Source organism: Paramesorhizobium deserti, from assembly GCF_001558695.1.
GTDB lineage: Bacteria > Pseudomonadota > Alphaproteobacteria > Rhizobiales > Rhizobiaceae > Paramesorhizobium > Paramesorhizobium deserti.
The window spans coordinates 1-14,382 of sequence record NZ_LNTU01000012.1; the positions used below are offsets into that span (position 1 = coordinate 1).

Genomic DNA, 14,382 nt, shown 5'->3' on the forward strand with positions numbered 1-14,382 from the left:
CAATACGGCAAGCAGAGTGAGAACCGTTTTCATAAAAACCCCCCATGGCTGAAAACAACCATAGGTAATCATGAATGCCGAGGGCTTGCAAGTAGAGGGCATTCCATGGGCGTGCGCCTAATCACTGCCTGTAGGAAGAGAGCGGTCTCCAGCCGCGCGTATAACCCGGTGACATGGCCCCGGCAGCTTCTTGATCTCGCGCAGGAGAAAATCACAGTCCTTTAAAAGCGCCTTGATGGCGGTGCGTGTGGCCTCCCTGGTAGGGCAGCACTTCCTCTATCTCCTCTCGTCATATGCCAAGCGCGCTTAGGAGTTGGCTGTTGCCGACGGATTGGCTTGCTTTTCGCCCGCACCGTAAGAAAATAGACCGTGGAGATTCGGGGGCACCGAAAATTGAACTTCGGCGATTATATCATTTATGTAGACGAAAGCGGTGACCATAGCCTAACGTCGATAGACAAAAATTATCCCATATTTTCCCTAGCTTTTTGCATCTTCAAGAAAGAAGAATACGTCAATTTAGCAGTACCAGCGATGCAAGCCTTTAAGTTTCGCTGGTTTGGTCACGACAATGTTGTTCTACACGAGTCTGATATAGTTAAAAAACGCGGTCCTTTCCACTTCCTACAGTATGATAAAATCAAGGACAGGTTCCTTTGAAGACCTGAGTTCCGTTATGGACGCCATACCAATGACAGTTGTGGCATCCGTTATCAGGAAGGAAAGCTTAAAGCGACGGTACGTCAATCCTGAAAACCCATACCAGTTGGGGCTGCTGTTCTGCATGGAAAAGGCCCATGAATTCATCGAACACAATGCTGCCCATGAAAACAGATGCCATATTGTCTGTGAGTCCAGAAGCCCGAGAGAGAAAGCCGGAAAAGGAAAAGAAGACGCAGCTTTGGAGCTTGAATTTAGACGTATCGTAGCTGGCGACCATTATTTACAAGCAAGGAACGGACGCAGGCCAATGCCGTGTTTTGATATCGTGTTCGCATCCAAGCTGGCAAACTCAACGGGGCTTCAAATTGCCGATTTAATTGCGCGCCCGATAGGCTTGAGGATATTCAAAGGAAAACAAGAAAACAGGGCCTTTGATATTATTTCGAAAAAGCTTTGGCGCGGCCCTAAGTCACAAAGCATCTTTCATGGACTTAAAGTGTTCCCTTGAAAAGCGAAAGGCCCCGGTGAAACCGAGGCCATAACGCCGACCAGGAACAAACCCCAATCCATTTATTTATTATATAGCACGCTGAATTCCAGAATTCCAGAAATTCATTCCAATATTTCGACCCCAAAACGGTAACACCACCCGCACGGTCATCGGCGTGGTCTTTCGCTGTTTACGTCGAAAATTATATCCTGAACCACGTTTTCGAGCGCTATGGATACCGATCCTACCGTCCATTTGGCGGCTGATCTCCCGCGATATTCGTATCCGCTGAGGTAACCAGAACACTCGGCCTGCGGATTCCGAAGTTAACCGGCCGGATATTGATCGGAATCGTGGCTGGCTTCATTCTGGAATGGTGGCCGGCCGCGGCTGAACTTCCTTCGTTGCATTCATGCGCTCCAGTTTCATTGGAAACACCTTAACTCGGCGTCCATGAAACCGGCAGCAGGCCAAACAGCGTTTCCTCACTGAAAGCGGCGAAGCAACTTTATTGCCTAGAACGAGATAGCGGCTCATTTAATGCGCCGGAATAATCTCCTTGGCTCCCCTATTGGGGCATCCTACGCGTAATCTTCAATATCAATTGGAGATCACATGACATCGATCCGGAAGCTCAGGCGACGCTGGCAAGCACAGATGCGTCGGCGCGGCATGAAACCTCGCTGCAAATCCTTCGAAACGCGTTCTCAGCCTTGGGCGCGGCAGGGGCAGGGGGCTCGGACTCTGATCCATGACAGTGATTGACGCTCAGGCCTCCTGATGGTCATGGCGTGGCTCGGCTTTCTCCATTCCCGCGAAGTCCACCCCATTGAGGCGTGCAGCACAGATCGCGGTGGTGGTTTCCTGCTGCACCTTCACACGTTCGGTGAGCCAAACCAGTTCTTCACCGGTGATTTCGTAGCGGTGCGCATAGCGGGCCTCGACATAGGCCCGCTCGAGGCGGGCAAGGCACTGCCTGGCAAAATGGCTGTCGCGGGGCCAGACCGCAGTCAGCAGGGGCGCCACCCGCTCCGCATGCGTGCGCAGGAAGGTCAGTCGGTGGGATTTCGGGCTATGGAGCAGGCGGGCAAGGCACTGCCTGGCAAAATGGCTGTCGCGGGGCCAGACCGCAGTCAGCAGGGGCGCCACCCGCTCCGCATGCGTGCGCAGGAAGGTCAGTCGGTGGGATTTCGGGCTATGGAGCGTCAGGACATTGAGGGTGCCATGATAGAGCCGTTCGACGGTCTGATGCAGGTCAAAGGCTGCTTCCCTGTGGTAGCCACGCCCCATGGCCTCCTTCGCCAGTTCGAAGCGATGCGTGGCGCTCGGGAACCAGTGGTCGAAACGCCGGCGCGCCTCGGCCCTGGCGACCTCTGGATCCAGTGGCCTGGGTTCGACGAAGGGAAAACCCGGCGTGTCATGGAGGATGATGCCGTCGCGGACGATGTCCACGAAGAAGGGGCGACCGAGCACGAGCTGGTTGTTCAGGTCCATGATGGAATGAACGATGAAGTTGACCGGCGTCGCCAGATGCCTGGTGAGCGTCCGTTCCCGCAGCAGGCGATCCGTGGCCCGGTGCCAGAAACGCGGATCGGCGAAGGCTTTGGTGCTGACGACGACGAGCAGGTTATATGCGCAGCGATCATCACCCTCGCACGCTCCGATCCGGTTACCGTGTCCACGGGAGCCAAAGAGCACCAGTTTCAGGATACTGCCGCCCTTCTCCCTGTCCGTCAGCCTGCCCTTTTGCGCCTCCTCGAATTCATCGAAGAGGATCCGTGCGATCCGTTCCAGTTCACGGCGCCTGTTCCCGGGAAGATGGCCGAGGCGTTCAGGCAGTGTCACGGACATGGCAGCCTCCGGTGCAAGTGTGCCGTGGAGGGCTTCGCCGTCTTGTTTCCCCGAGCAGGCTTTTCATGATGCGCGCCCATTGGCTGCGGGGAAGCCCTTGACGTCGCAGCCGGGCATGAAGAGGCCCGGCTGCCAAGCCTGCCCGATGCGCACCAGATCGGCCAGCGCCGCGCGCAGCTGCGGCCAGGGGAAATCCGGGCCCGCCTCGAAATATTCGCCCCTGCGCAGGACCGCATCGAGCTTGCCCGCCACGCCGGCAAGCGTCGTGGCTGGCGTGGCCATCAGGGCGTCGGCCAGTTTCATTTCAGTGCGGTCAGCTCGTATCTCGGCTTTCTCGGCACGACTATATCCCAAGGCGTCATCCAGACGATCCCAGGCTTCCTGCCGTTGCCGGAAGGCTGCGATCGCTCGCGTCTTCACGGCCTGATGCCCGGATGCATCGCCGCATATCCGGTCTATGTCTTCCAGACTGAAAGCACGGACCGGCTGCCTTTCTCCGGGCAATGTGATTTCCACCCGCGGAAATCCAACCGCCGCGACCATCCTGCGTTCCCCGGATGCATCGCCGCATATCCGGTCTATGTCTTCCAGACTGAAAGCACGGACCGGCTGCTTCTTTCCGGGCAATGTCATTTCCACTTCCGGAAATCCAACCGCCGCAACCATCCTGCGTTCAAGGGCCAGCTGCCTTTTCCAAAGACGCTGCGTTTCATTATAGGCTGCCAGCCATTGCCGCCAAAGGTCCAGCGCGGGATCGGCAGTGGCATTGCCGGCCAGCGCCCCGGCGGCGTCCGCGCCAGTTTCAAACGGCCATGTCACTGTCGCTGCCATCGTGCCCGTCAGCAACATCCTGCGCGTGACGGAAGGCAAAGTCGTGGTATCGTCCGAATCAGCCATTGATCCGAGCTCCTATCAGCTTGGGTTGTGGTCAGGCTGGATGGTGTGGGCAAACACATCGTCCAGCCGTCTAAGTGTTGGCAGAATACAAGTTGAAATGCGGATGGGCAACAAAAATCACTACAGTGTTGTGAAATGAAGCCGGTTCAGTGCAAGATGGCGCGTGTCGCACTGGGCTGGGGAGTTCGGGACCTCGCAAAAGCAGCTCAGGTTTCCACGCAAACTGTAGTTCGCCTCGAAAAGGGCGAACAGCTCAAATCGAGCACAATCGATCATCTACGCAACGTTTTAGAGGCTGCCGGCATCGAGTTCATCCCGGAGAACGGCGGCGGTCCGGGTATACGACTGGCGAAGACGACCACGCGTTGATGATAGGCAGTCCGGATGCGACCCGGTATCACGGGTGCTGTTCGCCTTAGCCTTCGATCTGGAGCGAAAGGCTGTGGTTCTCTGCGGTGGTGTGAAGAGCGGTGTGAACCAGAAGTTCTTCTACAAACGGCTGATCGATCTGGTGGGCAAACGGTACGACGAGCATTTGATCGAGTTGGAGAAGAGACATGGATGATCTCGATAAGCTGATACAGACGCTGCCTGAGGATGAACAGCGCGCCGTTGCGAAGCGTGCCGACGACCTCGTCACGGCGCACAATCTGCGGGAATTGCGGGCACTGCTGGACGGACGCAGGAAGATGTTTCTGCTGTAACCGGTTTCAAGCCGACCAACGTCTCAAGACTGGAGAAGCGCGCCGACATGAAGCTGTCGACGCTTCGCGATTATGTTGAATCCCTCGGTGGCACGTTGAAAATCGTCGCGGATGTCGCGGGCAAGAAGGTCGATCTTTCGAGCATCGCTGAGCGCTCGCGGCACGGTTCAAAGGTCTGAGCAGTTTATGTCCGCAAAGCAGGGGCCCTATAGCCCGTACCGTCTTCGCCGCAAGCGCAGGTTCATGTCAGAGAGCCGCAACTAGAGCATTCGAGTGGCCCGCCCGCTTCTACGCGTCGCATTGTTGTAGTAGCTCGATGCCTGCTGGACCGAGCGATGGCGCGATTGCTCCATCGCCTCCGGGAGGGGGATGCCGCGATTGGCGGCCTCCGTCAAATAGCCCGACCGCAACCCGTGCGCGGAAAACTCCCCCGGCTCGAGGCCAGCCATTTTCACCCGCTGCTTGACGATATCGTTGACCGCCTTCGGATCGAGCGCCCGGCGCGAAACATTGCCCCAACGATCGATTGCCCGGAACACACTGCCGCTGTCAATCTTTGCCGCATCTAGCCAGGCGCTCAGAACCTCCACCGGCCGACCGGTCAGATAGACGACCTCGTCCTGGCTGGCGCCCGAATTCTTGGTGCGGCCGAGATGGATAGCGAGCGAGGGCAGGGCGCTCCCGTCCTCGCCGGCGACCGGCGCTTCGACCGCCAGTTGCTCCTTGCGCAGACCGGCGACCTCGCTGCGCCGGCGCCCCCCGGAGGCAAAGGCGAGCATCAGGATCGCCCGGTCGCGTAGATCGCGCAGGCTGCCGCTGTCACAGGTCGACAGCAGTTTGGCCAAGACGTCACCGGTCACCGCCTTGGCGCTCTTGCGACGACGTGGCCGCGGCACGGCGCGGACCACGAGCCGGATCGCCGACTTCAAGGCAGGGGAGGCGAAAGCGCCGTCGAGCCCGCGCCATTTCGTCAGCGTTGACCAACTGGCCAGCCGCCGCCGTACCGTGTCGGGCGCGTGCGGCCCGGCTGAGCGGAGGAAGCCGCCGTCCCGCAATTCTCGGTCGACCTCGGCTGGCATGCCGTGCTCGGGATCGCTTTCACGCCGCGCCGGATCCCACAGATGATGGGCGACGAATTTCAGGAGCAGCGCTTCCGGCGCCGGCCAGGGGAGGGGGCTGCTGACGGCCGCCAGCGACCAGGCTTCGAGATAGGCAAGATCAGAGGTCAGCGCGCGCAGGGTATTTGCGCCCATGCCTTGATTGACGAGATGGCGGAGGGTTTCGACATCCTGATCCGTCAGCAATTCGGCAAGCTTGTCGCGGCGGTCGATCGGCAGCACCGCGGCGATGGTGTCGAGCGCTTCGGTCCGGCGTGCGACATCGGCGGAAAGCGGGTCCGGCGACATTGCCATCAGGCGCTCTCCGCCTGTGGTCGCCAGCGTCCGATGATCTGTTCGATCTCGCTGCGATAGTCATAGGGATAAACGACATCGTCCTCGCGGGCGAGAAAGGTGAAGATCGTCGCCATGTCCTCGCCGATGTGCGGGTCGACGTTGGAGAGATCGGTCAGATCAAAGCCGCCATGCACCTCGGCGTTCCACCAGGCGAGCAGAAAATTGGCCACCCGGAGCCCCTGGCCGGTGTCCTCATGGGCGACGTTCAGCAGTTTTTCGAGGGCAAATCTGACGCGGTCTTCCATGGCATCCTCGGGCTTGATTGGCGATCTTTCTTCAGCCGGCTGATGCCGTATGAAGCTTCAGGTCCGTCTGGCCGAAATCATTGCCCTTGAACAGCAGCGGCGCCCTGGCGACCCAAGCCACCGCGTAGGAGAAGCAATCCCCCATATTCAGGCTGGCCGAATGCCGGCCCTTGCCGTAACGCTCCAGCGCTCGCTCGGCCGCATGGTAATGCTGTCCGTCAAAGGCGACGGCAGTGATGTTGGGCGCCTCGGAGAAACGCGCGACGATGTCGCCCGGGTTGGAAAACCGCTTGGCGGTCAGCACCGTTCGTGTTTCGAACAGTGTCGGCCAGCCGATGATGACCGTCTCCCGCCGCAATACCGCCTTGAATGTTTCGGATTCGGGCTCATCGAGCATGATCGCGACAAGAACCGAGGTATCGAGAGCAATCACTTTGGCAGCCCATTCTCGTCATAGAGATCGTCATGCGCCGACGTGGTGCCCGCCGGTACGCTCCGCCGGCCTTCGGCGGCGAGTTCCCAGACGGCATCCAGGGGATGGAGATTGCTCTGTTGTCGGAGTTCGACATCGTAGCGCTCGAGCGCCAATTCCACCAGTTTGTTGATCGGCTGGCCGGTGCGTTTGGCCAGAGCATGCGCTAGATCCCTTGCTTTTGTGCTACGCACGGAGAGTTGCGGTTCGGACATGACTTCCTCGCTGAAATTTTGCCTCCAATATAGCGATCGAGGCGCGAGATGGCAAGAAAGATGCGTTAGATGGCTGACTTCCGATAAGAAACTTATCGGAAGTGACTACATCAACCACCAATCATAACAAGTGGGGAACTGGAACTTCCTAATAGAGTTCTTTTAACAAATCATCTACCATGATTTCAATGGCTTACGATTTCGCGAAAATCAGCATGAACACCCTGATGCGGCCGGCTTTCGAAGCCGGTATCGCCTTGGCTCGTCTCGACGAGCGGATCGCCCGTTCGCCGGTCGGCCAAGGCTTCCTCGAACGATCCCAGTTCACCGACGCCTGCGCCTCGCTGTGGATCGATGGCGAACTGGTGCATCTCGAAGATCTCGTCCTCCACGATGCCACCCGCGATATCCGCACCCCGACCCATGAGCTGACAATCGCCCGGGACGTGTTGCGCACCCGCCGGCGGATCGCCGGCCAATCCCCTGATTGGGCGCTCTCTGCCGACGGCATCCGCTCGCTGCGGAAAACCTCGGAGATCGGGTCGGCTGACACGGAAGAGGCGCAGACGATCGATGCCATCCGGCGTGCGGTCACAATCGATCCGGAAGGGGAGGGGGATGGCGCCGACCTTGGCAAAAATCTCCCCGGCGTCGACTATGCGGCCATCGATGCAGTGCTGGCTCGGTCGGAGGCCGCGATCGAAAACGCAACGCGGCCCGGCCGCGCCACCTCGGCAGACAGAGACGCACTGGTCTATGATCTTGACTGGGACGAGGATGCCCGGCTGGAGGAATGGCGTGGCGTTTCGCGCCAGGCCGAAAACCTGCCGGCGGTGCTGCAGGCGATCATTGCCCTCGATGCCTGGAACGAGCTTTCCGTCCTTCAGCATGCGCCTTGGCTCGGCCGGCTGTTCGCCGCGTCGATCCTGCGTCAAGCCGGCATTACGTCAGGTGCCCATCTTGCGGCGGTCAACCTCGGCCTCAAAACCATTCCGGTCGATCAACGCCGGCATCGCGACCGGGAGACGCGGCTGTTCGCCATCGCCCACGGCTTGTTGGCTGCCGCCGAGATCGGCATCAAGGAACATGACCGACTGACGCTTGCTCGGCAGATGATGGAACGCAAATTGTCGGGAAGACGAACGTCTTCGAAATTGCCGGAGCTGGTCGAGCTCGTCATGGCCAAGCCGCTGGTGTCGGCCGGGATGGTCGCGAAAACGCTCGAGATGACGCCGCAGGCGGCGCGGCGGATCGTATTGGAGCTTGGCTTGAGGGAGATGACGGGGAGGGGGAGGTTTCGGGCATGGGGGGTGATCTGACGTAGACTTTGATTTATTGAGTCTTGCTTCCGATCTCCCGGTTGACGCTGGTGGGCCAATTACGCCGCGATCAGCTGAAGCCCTTTCCACGGCCGAAAACGGCATTTTTGATAAGTTCTAGTTATTAAAAGCAAATACGCCAGCATAAGGCCGGCGAAATGGACAGAAAATTGCGTTTGAGGAAAAAGACGAAAATGGACGCAAAGACCAGGGGAATAAAGCTGCTCGATATTTTTGCGAGCACGACATACCCGATCGTTTCCGCATTTGAATATGAATTTTTGAAAGAGGAAGCCGTTGTTCAAGCAAGAATGAACGCCTCGACAATCTATTTCATTCTGCAAAGGCCGCTCATTTACTTCGACAATCTTGTGCCGGAAGATGGAGCATTGTCGTTCGATATCGTGGATGGGCTCAATGCGCCGCTGCAATGCGAAGTCAGACTCAGTGATCTTGGTGTTCCAAATGCTTCAGATTGCGAACTGGAAATCCTTTGGTACCGTGATCCAGAAACCCGTGAGGTCCCATTCAAGGAGGTCGCTGGGTTCCGCCTGCTCGATGTAAATGGGAAACTTATCGTATGGGAAACACCGCAGAAGCTTATTTATGAAAAATTCGCCAACGGCCTTCCTGTTTTCATCAAAGGTGACGTGACACCCTACCTGAACTATCATGTGCATTACATTGGTCAGGCCTTCTCCCAAAAAATATGGAAAAGGCTGACTGGTCACGAAAAACTGCAAAAGATTTTGACGCTAGAGGAGCCTTTGAGCGCTCTAACGACGCGACCTGCGCTAGAAATCTCGATCTTGATGTTGTCCATCGGGGGCATCAGTGACAATCCGCTGTTTCCATATAACGACGCGTTCGAACCAAAGCATGGCAATCCGATCTTGTACGAGTTCGACTTTGACGACGCTAACGACTCATTCGAGCGGTTTTACAATCCGCAACTCCAGCCGGGCGCGGCCGAGTTAACGAACGAAGTCGAGGCTTTGCTAATCCACTTGTTCAAACCGGAGTACAACAAAAAACTCTTTCGGCATTACCCATTTTTCAAGAACGGTGCGCGTTCGGCTGGTTATTCAGATACACACCTTGTGATCGAAAAGCTGCCAGCGATTCTCTCGACAAAGCATCACCAGCAAGGCGCCGTATTCAAATCATGTGCCCCGCATCGCCTACATGGCTACGTCGAAATTGCCGGAGCTGGTCGAGCTGGCGATGGCGAAACCACTTGTGTCGGCCGGGATGGTGGCGGAAATGCTCGACGACACGCCGCAAGCGGCGCGGCGGATCGTTTTGGAACTGGGCTTGAGGGAGATGACGGGGAGGGGAGGTTTCGGACATAGGGGATTGTTTAGAAGCGTAGCCTTTGATCGACCGTAAGCGACAAGCTGAGGCCGTTTAGGCGGCGTAGTTCCACGGCATGAGCGCGTCGATTTCGCTGCTCGGCCAGCCATTGGCAATGCGCTCGAGGGTTTGCGTGAGCCAGGCGAGTAAGCGACAAGCTGAGGCCGTTTAGGCGGCGTAGTTCCACGGCATGAGCGCGTCGATTTCGCTGCTCGGCCAGCCATTGGCAATGCGCTCGAGGGTTTGCGTGAGCCAGGCGAGTGGATCGACGTTGTTCATCTTCGCCGTCTGCAGCAGTGTGGCGATGGTTGCCCAGGTCCTTCCACCGCCGTCGCTGCCGGCGAAGAGTGAGTTCTTTCTCGTGATGGCCTGGGGCCGGATTGCTCGTTCAACGATGTTGGAGTCGAGCTCGATGTGGCCGTCGGTCAGGAAGCGCTCGAAGATGGCGCGACGCGAGATGGCGTAGCGGATCGCCTCGGCGAGCTTCGATTTTCCGGAGATCCGCGGCAGGGTTTTCTGCCAGAGGGCAAAGAGCTCAGCAACGATCGCGGCTGAGGTTTGCTGACGCGCCGCGACGCGGGCCTCAGGGCTTTGCCCGCGCACGGTCTCCTCAATCTGCCAGAGCTTCGCCATCCGCTCGACTGCTTCCGTTGCGACCTTCGAGCTTTCCGCGACATGCAGCTCATAGAACTTGCGCCGACTGTGTGACCAGCAGCCAGCCAATGTGACGCCGTCATTGCCGCGATCGGAGCGGACCAGCTTGTTGTAGGCGGCATACCCATCGACCTGGAGAATGCCGCGATAGCCGTTCAGATGACGGGCTACGCACTCGCCGGCTCGACTATCCTCGAAGCGATAGGCCACCATCGGCGGACCGCTGCCGCCAAATGGTCGGTCATCCCTGGCATAGGCCCAAAGCCAGGCTGTCTTCGTCGATCCGGAGCCGGGAGCGAGCGTCGGCAAGGTGGTTTCGTCGGCGAAGATCCGCCCCCCCTTCTTGATCTCATCAAAGAGGTAGTCGACGAGGATCTCCAGCTCGAACCCGAGCTTGCCCATCCATTGCGCCATCAGCTTGCGGTCGAGCTCGACCTTGTCGCGGGCGTAGATCGCTTCCTGCCGATAGAGCGGCAGGCCATCGGCATATTTGGAGACGGCGATCTGGGCCAGAAGCGCTTCCGTGGGAATGCCGCCTTCGATGATGTGCGCCGGGGCCGCCGCCTGGATGACGCCGTCTTCGTTTTTGAAGGCATATTTCGGCCGCCGGGTGACGATGACGCGGAACCTCGCCGGCACCACATCCAGCCGCTCCGACACATCCTCGCCGATCAGCACCTTCCGTTTGCCGGCATGCTCGGGCAGATCTTCCGGCTCGATCACCACTTCGACCCGCTCAAGATGGGGTGCGAAGCCCTTGCGCGGCCGCGGCGGACGTTTGACATCCGGGCGCTCGCGGCCCTTGTTGATCTGTGCCTTGATCGCGGCGATGCCGGTCTCGATCTCCTCGAAGACAAAGACCTGCTGCTCGTCGTCAATGGTGGAGGAGCCGAGTTTTTCCGATCGCCGGCCGAAGCGGGCACGATCAAAGGCCTTCAGGATCTGCGTCAGCCGCTCGATGCGCTCATCGGCATCGGCGTTGCGGGCCTTCAGATCGGCGACCTCACTCTCCAGGACATCGGCGCGCGCCGCCTTCTCGGCCATGGCAAGCGCAAAAGCTTTCAGCGCTTCAATGTCGTCTGGAAGGTTGAGATCGGGTGGCGTCATCGGTTCGACCAGAGCACATTTTGCGCCGGTTTTCCTGCCCTTTCAGGCCACTGATTCACTTCGCCGCAAGGCTTTACCCAACAATCTCCGGCGGCTTGACCGGTACGGCGCGGACCCGCTTCCAGTCCATGCCATCGATGAGCGCCAGAAGCTGGGCATGATTGAGCTGGATCCGGTTATGCCCGATGCGGGGCCAGCAGAACTGCGCCTTCTCCAGTCGCTTGGAATAGAGACAGACCCCTGATCCATCCCACCAGACGATCTTGACCCTGTCTACACGTTTGGCCCGGAAGACGTAAAGCGCACCGTTGAACGGATCATTGCCGGCATCCCGCACCAGCGACAGCAAGCTGTCCGGACCCTTGCGGAAGTCGACAGGATGACTGGCCAGGAACACCTTCACGCCGGAGGGGATCATGCCGATCGCACCGCCCGGATCACCCGCTGCAAGTGCGCCTCGTCGACGTCCGCGCCGGCGCGCACGACAACATCGCCAATGACGACCTCGACCACCGCGCCTGCCGCCTGCACCACGGCCGCTTCGCAACTCGAAAGCCGCGATGAAGCACGTCGCCTGTTCCGAACATCACGACGCCAGGTGAAGAGTTGCGACGGGTGAATGCCAACCCGATGCGCGATCGCCGAGACGCTCGCGCCAGGCTCCATTGCCTCCGCCACAACCTGCGCCTTGAACGCATCCGACCAACGCCGGCGAAGTTGCCGTGGGGCGCCCTCGAGGCGCTCAGCAACCGCTTCAATCATGTGGAAGGTTCTAGTTTCAGAACTAGGCGCAGACATAGAAGCTCACAGCAGCTCATCGTGTCCGCTACCAATATACGACCGCTCACTCCCTACGCCAGACGGGGTCTCCTTGTCGCTTACAATTCACCTCGATCAAGGCTAAGATAATCACAGCATAGACTGCTTCACTTTTGTCGATCCAGCCCGCAACCGGAAGCGCTTTTACCGTCGCTAGATACCCCGGTTATAATGTATGCGTTTAGCGTCAATGTTAGCTCCCGGGCGCCGGATGAGCAGACTTTGCGCCCGCTAATGAGACGGGCTCATCCCCACGCTCACAGCTCGCCGGTCTCGGTCCCAACGGTATCGAAAGGAAGATGTCGCGTGCGTTGGCATACGACGAGGTTTGAACGGTCCCAGCGATCTAGCTCATCGATTGGGTATAGGACTGCTTTGCCAATTTTGATGAACGATGGCCCGATCCTCTTAGATCGCCAATTGCGCAGCGTGCCGTCGCTGATTTGATTGCGATAACGTTCGACGACCTCATCCAGCGTTAGATAAATAGGAACAGACACAAAATACTCCTGGGCTTTCGCAATTGTGCGGCAGCCTGTTGCACAATAACGGATGATGAAACTAGGCGATGCCAAGGAGGATTCTATGATGCTTGAAGCGGCATTGGACCTCTGAGGGGGCAGACAGAGAGAGCATCGAAGGAATCACCGTGGCACAAGTTTTTACGCGCGAAGAATTTTACGAACTCGTCTGGTCCAAGCCGTTGACACATTTAGCAAAGGACTTCGCGATCTCCGATGTCGCGCTTCACAAGATTTGCAGGAAGCATGACATCCCCAATCCACCGCTTGGCTGGTGGGCGAAGAAGGCAGCCGGGAAGAAGGTGAAGCAAACGCCGCTGCCGAAGGCCAAGGCGGGAAGTGCTGACAGGATCACAATTGCCAGTGCAGACCTCAGCCGTGAAGCTGCCGCGCTCGCGGGCGTGCGCGAACAGGCACGTATTCTCGCGTCTGAAGGCGATGATAGCCAGGCAGCCCCGCCGCACCCGGTCATCGAGCGGACGCTCGCATGGCTCAGAAAGGCGAAGCCATCCGATATCGGTATCGTCGCTGCTGACAGGCCTGGGCTCATCAAGTGTGAGGTGGCGTCGTCGTCGATCGACCGTCTTGCCGTCGCCCTGCCGCGGATTGTCCGGGCAGCATCACTCCAAGGCTTCGAGCTCGTTGCAGGCGAGGGCTTGGCGAAATTCAAATCCGAAACTGAGACCGTCGGCTTCTCGATCACAGAAACGATCAGGCGGGAGAAACATGTACTGACTGATGCTGAGCGGGCCAAAGAGGAGGCCTGGGAACGAAAGAGAGATCGCGCGGCGAGGCGAAACTCTTGGGACGACGTTTTCTTCGACAGACCTCGTTTTCCGGAATGGGACTACCGTCCGACCGGTCAGCTCTCGTTTGAATTCGAGCAGGTCTATGTTTTCCGGGGGCACTGCGCCGCGCCGGAGTTTCCGCGACGCCAAAGTTCAGCGGCTGGAGAATATGGCCAGTGATATCGCTGTAGGCCTCGCGGTGCTCGCAGCGGCGAAGACGGAAGAGCGGCTCAGGCGTGAAGCGGAGCAGCGGAGGATCGAGGAGGAACGCCGTCGCCGCGAACTGGCTGCGCGCATCAAACATGTTGAGGATCGCCGTACCACCGGCCTGGGAGCGATTCTCTCCGAACTCGACGAACTGGATCGGCTTCGTCGTCTCATTGCCATGCTCACGGAGGAGGTTTGGCTGAGCCGCGCCCCCGGTTGTCGGCGTTCCTGACCTGGGCGAGGGAGCATTTAGCGAAGCGTGAGGCTCGCCTATCACCGCAGGCGATGGAGGAGCGGTTCGAGGCGGAGCGTCTATTCGGCGATGATGATGATCACGGCTTCGCGCCCTCGCGGTGGTAGGCTGGCGAGGTGAGGAAGTCTCGATAGGTTATTGATGGCGCGGCAGGCGAGGGCCGATGCTTTTGGCTGCAGGCGGGTTGTCTGGCACCTTGTCGCGCTGCGGGGGTGGCAGGACTTGACGCAACGCGTGATATCGCCTCTCGATTTCCTCCTGCTGGGCCGGTGGAAGATCGGCCATGACTTCGTCGATCGTGCGAGGCATGCGGGTTGCTTTCGTTGAAGTGCCGGGAAATGGATACGGGTCAGCCCGGCGATTTCTTGGG

At 58.7% G+C, this 14,382-nt stretch carries 19 protein-coding genes and 2 pseudogenes; 10 read left to right on the plus strand and 11 right to left on the minus strand.

Annotation, left to right across the window (positions count from 1 at the left end; all coding sequences use genetic code 11):
- Window positions 1-369 precede the first annotated feature (369 nt).
- Window positions 370-660, plus strand: a complete 291-nt coding sequence (locus ATN84_RS27760; RefSeq protein WP_244491048.1) for a DUF3800 domain-containing protein — start codon at window positions 370-372, stop codon at window positions 658-660.
- A gap of 16 nt (window positions 661-676) precedes the next feature.
- Window positions 677-1,171 carry a DUF3800 domain-containing protein gene (locus ATN84_RS27765; RefSeq protein ID WP_244491049.1) on the plus strand — a complete coding sequence of 165 codons (495 nt, stop codon included), beginning with the start codon at window positions 677-679 and terminating at the stop codon, window positions 1,169-1,171.
- A 750-nt stretch (window positions 1,172-1,921) separates the two neighbouring features.
- Here ATN84_RS27765 and ATN84_RS09125 read toward each other — a convergent pair.
- Window positions 1,922-3,004, minus strand: coding sequence for a HEPN domain-containing protein (locus ATN84_RS09125; protein WP_068881363.1), 1,083 nt, complete (start codon window positions 3,002-3,004; stop codon window positions 1,922-1,924).
- 63 nt (window positions 3,005-3,067) lie between these two features.
- Complete coding sequence (locus tag ATN84_RS09130) at window positions 3,068-3,901, minus strand: hypothetical protein (RefSeq protein WP_068881364.1); 834 nt, start codon at window positions 3,899-3,901, stop codon at window positions 3,068-3,070.
- Between the two features lie 135 nt (window positions 3,902-4,036).
- On the opposite strand from ATN84_RS09130, the gene ATN84_RS09135 reads away from it, so the two are divergent.
- From ATN84_RS09135 to ATN84_RS28005, 4 genes are read left to right on the plus strand one after another with little or no spacing between them, the layout of a single operon-like run.
- On the plus strand, window positions 4,037-4,270 hold the full coding sequence (locus tag ATN84_RS09135; protein ID WP_068881365.1) for a helix-turn-helix domain-containing protein: 234 nt from the start codon (window positions 4,037-4,039) through the stop codon (window positions 4,268-4,270).
- A 34-nt stretch (window positions 4,271-4,304) separates the two neighbouring features.
- Window positions 4,305-4,466, plus strand: coding sequence for a hypothetical protein (locus tag ATN84_RS27455; RefSeq protein ID WP_201026364.1), 162 nt, complete (start codon window positions 4,305-4,307; stop codon window positions 4,464-4,466).
- Entirely contained in the window at window positions 4,459-4,605 is a 147-nt protein-coding gene (locus ATN84_RS27775; protein WP_244491050.1) for a hypothetical protein, read from the plus strand. The genes ATN84_RS27455 and ATN84_RS27775 overlap by 8 nt, the downstream gene beginning before the upstream one ends.
- Before the next feature lie 47 nt (window positions 4,606-4,652).
- Window positions 4,653-4,784 (plus strand): hypothetical protein, encoded by a 132-nt coding sequence (locus ATN84_RS28005; RefSeq protein WP_280139606.1) that lies wholly within the window; start codon window positions 4,653-4,655, stop codon window positions 4,782-4,784.
- Between the two features lie 81 nt (window positions 4,785-4,865).
- Here ATN84_RS28005 and ATN84_RS09145 read toward each other — a convergent pair whose 3' ends face one another.
- From ATN84_RS09145 to ATN84_RS09160, 4 genes are read right to left on the minus strand one after another with little or no spacing between them, the layout of a single operon-like run.
- Window positions 4,866-6,017 carry a site-specific integrase gene (locus tag ATN84_RS09145; RefSeq protein ID WP_425287386.1) on the minus strand — a complete coding sequence of 384 codons (1,152 nt, stop codon included), beginning with the start codon at window positions 6,015-6,017 and terminating at the stop codon, window positions 4,866-4,868.
- Window positions 6,017-6,304 carry a DUF7673 family protein gene (locus tag ATN84_RS09150; protein ID WP_068881366.1) on the minus strand — a complete coding sequence of 96 codons (288 nt, stop codon included), beginning with the start codon at window positions 6,302-6,304 and terminating at the stop codon, window positions 6,017-6,019. The genes ATN84_RS09145 and ATN84_RS09150 overlap by 1 nt, the downstream gene beginning before the upstream one ends.
- 31 nt (window positions 6,305-6,335) lie before the next feature.
- Window positions 6,336-6,737 carry a type II toxin-antitoxin system VapC family toxin gene (locus ATN84_RS09155; protein ID WP_068881367.1) on the minus strand — a complete coding sequence of 134 codons (402 nt, stop codon included), beginning with the start codon at window positions 6,735-6,737 and terminating at the stop codon, window positions 6,336-6,338.
- Window positions 6,734-6,991: a type II toxin-antitoxin system VapB family antitoxin gene (locus ATN84_RS09160; protein WP_068881368.1), complete on the minus strand. Its 258-nt coding sequence runs from the start codon at window positions 6,989-6,991 to the stop codon at window positions 6,734-6,736. Before ATN84_RS09160 ends, ATN84_RS09155 begins: the two co-directional genes overlap by 4 nt.
- A gap of 179 nt (window positions 6,992-7,170) precedes the next feature.
- On the opposite strand from ATN84_RS09160, the gene ATN84_RS09165 reads away from it, so the two are divergent.
- The gene (locus ATN84_RS09165; RefSeq protein ID WP_068881369.1) at window positions 7,171-8,310 is read left to right on the plus strand and encodes an RHE_PE00001 family protein; all 1,140 of its coding nucleotides are present in this window, start codon (window positions 7,171-7,173) and stop codon (window positions 8,308-8,310) included.
- Between the two features lie 1,191 nt (window positions 8,311-9,501).
- Window positions 9,502-9,699: pseudogene (locus tag ATN84_RS25950) on the plus strand (helix-turn-helix domain-containing protein); the annotation flags it as partial.
- 18 nt (window positions 9,700-9,717) lie between these two features.
- Here ATN84_RS25950 and ATN84_RS28130 read toward each other — a convergent pair.
- From ATN84_RS28130 to ATN84_RS27780, 5 genes and pseudogenes are all read right to left on the minus strand, one after another.
- Window positions 9,718-9,798 (minus strand): annotated as a pseudogene (locus ATN84_RS28130) (transposase domain-containing protein); the annotation flags it as partial.
- Window positions 9,799-9,831: 33 nt separating this feature from the next.
- Window positions 9,832-11,424 carry an IS66 family transposase gene (gene tnpC, locus ATN84_RS09175; RefSeq protein ID WP_068881371.1) on the minus strand — a complete coding sequence of 531 codons (1,593 nt, stop codon included), beginning with the start codon at window positions 11,422-11,424 and terminating at the stop codon, window positions 9,832-9,834.
- Window positions 11,425-11,497: 73 nt separating this feature from the next.
- Window positions 11,498-11,842, minus strand: coding sequence for an IS66 family insertion sequence element accessory protein TnpB (gene tnpB / locus ATN84_RS09180; RefSeq protein WP_068881372.1), 345 nt, complete (start codon window positions 11,840-11,842; stop codon window positions 11,498-11,500).
- Window positions 11,839-12,222 (minus strand): transposase, encoded by a 384-nt coding sequence (locus ATN84_RS09185; protein WP_153020178.1) that lies wholly within the window; start codon window positions 12,220-12,222, stop codon window positions 11,839-11,841. Before ATN84_RS09185 ends, tnpB begins: the two co-directional genes overlap by 4 nt.
- A gap of 278 nt (window positions 12,223-12,500) precedes the next feature.
- The gene (locus ATN84_RS27780; protein ID WP_082766201.1) at window positions 12,501-12,743 is read right to left on the minus strand and encodes a helix-turn-helix domain-containing protein; all 243 of its coding nucleotides are present in this window, start codon (window positions 12,741-12,743) and stop codon (window positions 12,501-12,503) included.
- Window positions 12,744-12,892: 149 nt separating this feature from the next.
- Between ATN84_RS27780 and ATN84_RS09190 the strand changes: the two genes are divergently transcribed.
- Both ATN84_RS09190 and ATN84_RS27460 read left to right on the plus strand, forming a co-directional pair.
- The gene (locus ATN84_RS09190; protein WP_201026348.1) at window positions 12,893-13,732 is read left to right on the plus strand and encodes a hypothetical protein; all 840 of its coding nucleotides are present in this window, start codon (window positions 12,893-12,895) and stop codon (window positions 13,730-13,732) included.
- Window positions 13,722-13,991, plus strand: coding sequence for a hypothetical protein (locus ATN84_RS27460; protein ID WP_201026349.1), 270 nt, complete (start codon window positions 13,722-13,724; stop codon window positions 13,989-13,991). The genes ATN84_RS09190 and ATN84_RS27460 overlap by 11 nt, the downstream gene beginning before the upstream one ends.
- The last annotated feature ends 391 nt before the right edge of the window (window positions 13,992-14,382 follow it).

What these genes read in the sequence shown, in the direction of transcription:
- tnpC (WP_068881371.1), bottom strand. Translation starts at nt 11,424, where the DNA reads ATGACGCCACCCGATCTCAACCTTCCAGACGACATTGAAGCGCTGAAA.
- ATN84_RS09145 (WP_425287386.1), bottom strand. Translation starts at nt 6,017, where the DNA reads ATGGCAATGTCGCCGGACCCGCTTTCCGCCGATGTCGCACGCCGGACC.
- tnpB (WP_068881372.1), bottom strand. Translation starts at nt 11,842, where the DNA reads ATGATCCCCTCCGGCGTGAAGGTGTTCCTGGCCAGTCATCCTGTCGAC.
- ATN84_RS09150 (WP_068881366.1), bottom strand. Translation starts at nt 6,304, where the DNA reads ATGGAAGACCGCGTCAGATTTGCCCTCGAAAAACTGCTGAACGTCGCC.
- ATN84_RS28005 (WP_280139606.1), top strand. Translation starts at nt 4,653, where the DNA reads ATGAAGCTGTCGACGCTTCGCGATTATGTTGAATCCCTCGGTGGCACG.
- ATN84_RS09135 (WP_068881365.1), top strand. Translation starts at nt 4,037, where the DNA reads ATGAAGCCGGTTCAGTGCAAGATGGCGCGTGTCGCACTGGGCTGGGGA.
- ATN84_RS27460 (WP_201026349.1), top strand. Translation starts at nt 13,722, where the DNA reads ATGGCCAGTGATATCGCTGTAGGCCTCGCGGTGCTCGCAGCGGCGAAG.
- ATN84_RS09130 (WP_068881364.1), bottom strand. Translation starts at nt 3,901, where the DNA reads ATGGCTGATTCGGACGATACCACGACTTTGCCTTCCGTCACGCGCAGG.
- ATN84_RS09160 (WP_068881368.1), bottom strand. Translation starts at nt 6,991, where the DNA reads ATGTCCGAACCGCAACTCTCCGTGCGTAGCACAAAAGCAAGGGATCTA.
- ATN84_RS27765 (WP_244491049.1), top strand. Translation starts at nt 677, where the DNA reads ATGGACGCCATACCAATGACAGTTGTGGCATCCGTTATCAGGAAGGAA.
- ATN84_RS27775 (WP_244491050.1), top strand. Translation starts at nt 4,459, where the DNA reads ATGGATGATCTCGATAAGCTGATACAGACGCTGCCTGAGGATGAACAG.
- ATN84_RS09185 (WP_153020178.1), bottom strand. Translation starts at nt 12,222, where the DNA reads ATGTCTGCGCCTAGTTCTGAAACTAGAACCTTCCACATGATTGAAGCG.
- ATN84_RS09125 (WP_068881363.1), bottom strand. Translation starts at nt 3,004, where the DNA reads ATGTCCGTGACACTGCCTGAACGCCTCGGCCATCTTCCCGGGAACAGG.
- ATN84_RS09165 (WP_068881369.1), top strand. Translation starts at nt 7,171, where the DNA reads ATGATTTCAATGGCTTACGATTTCGCGAAAATCAGCATGAACACCCTG.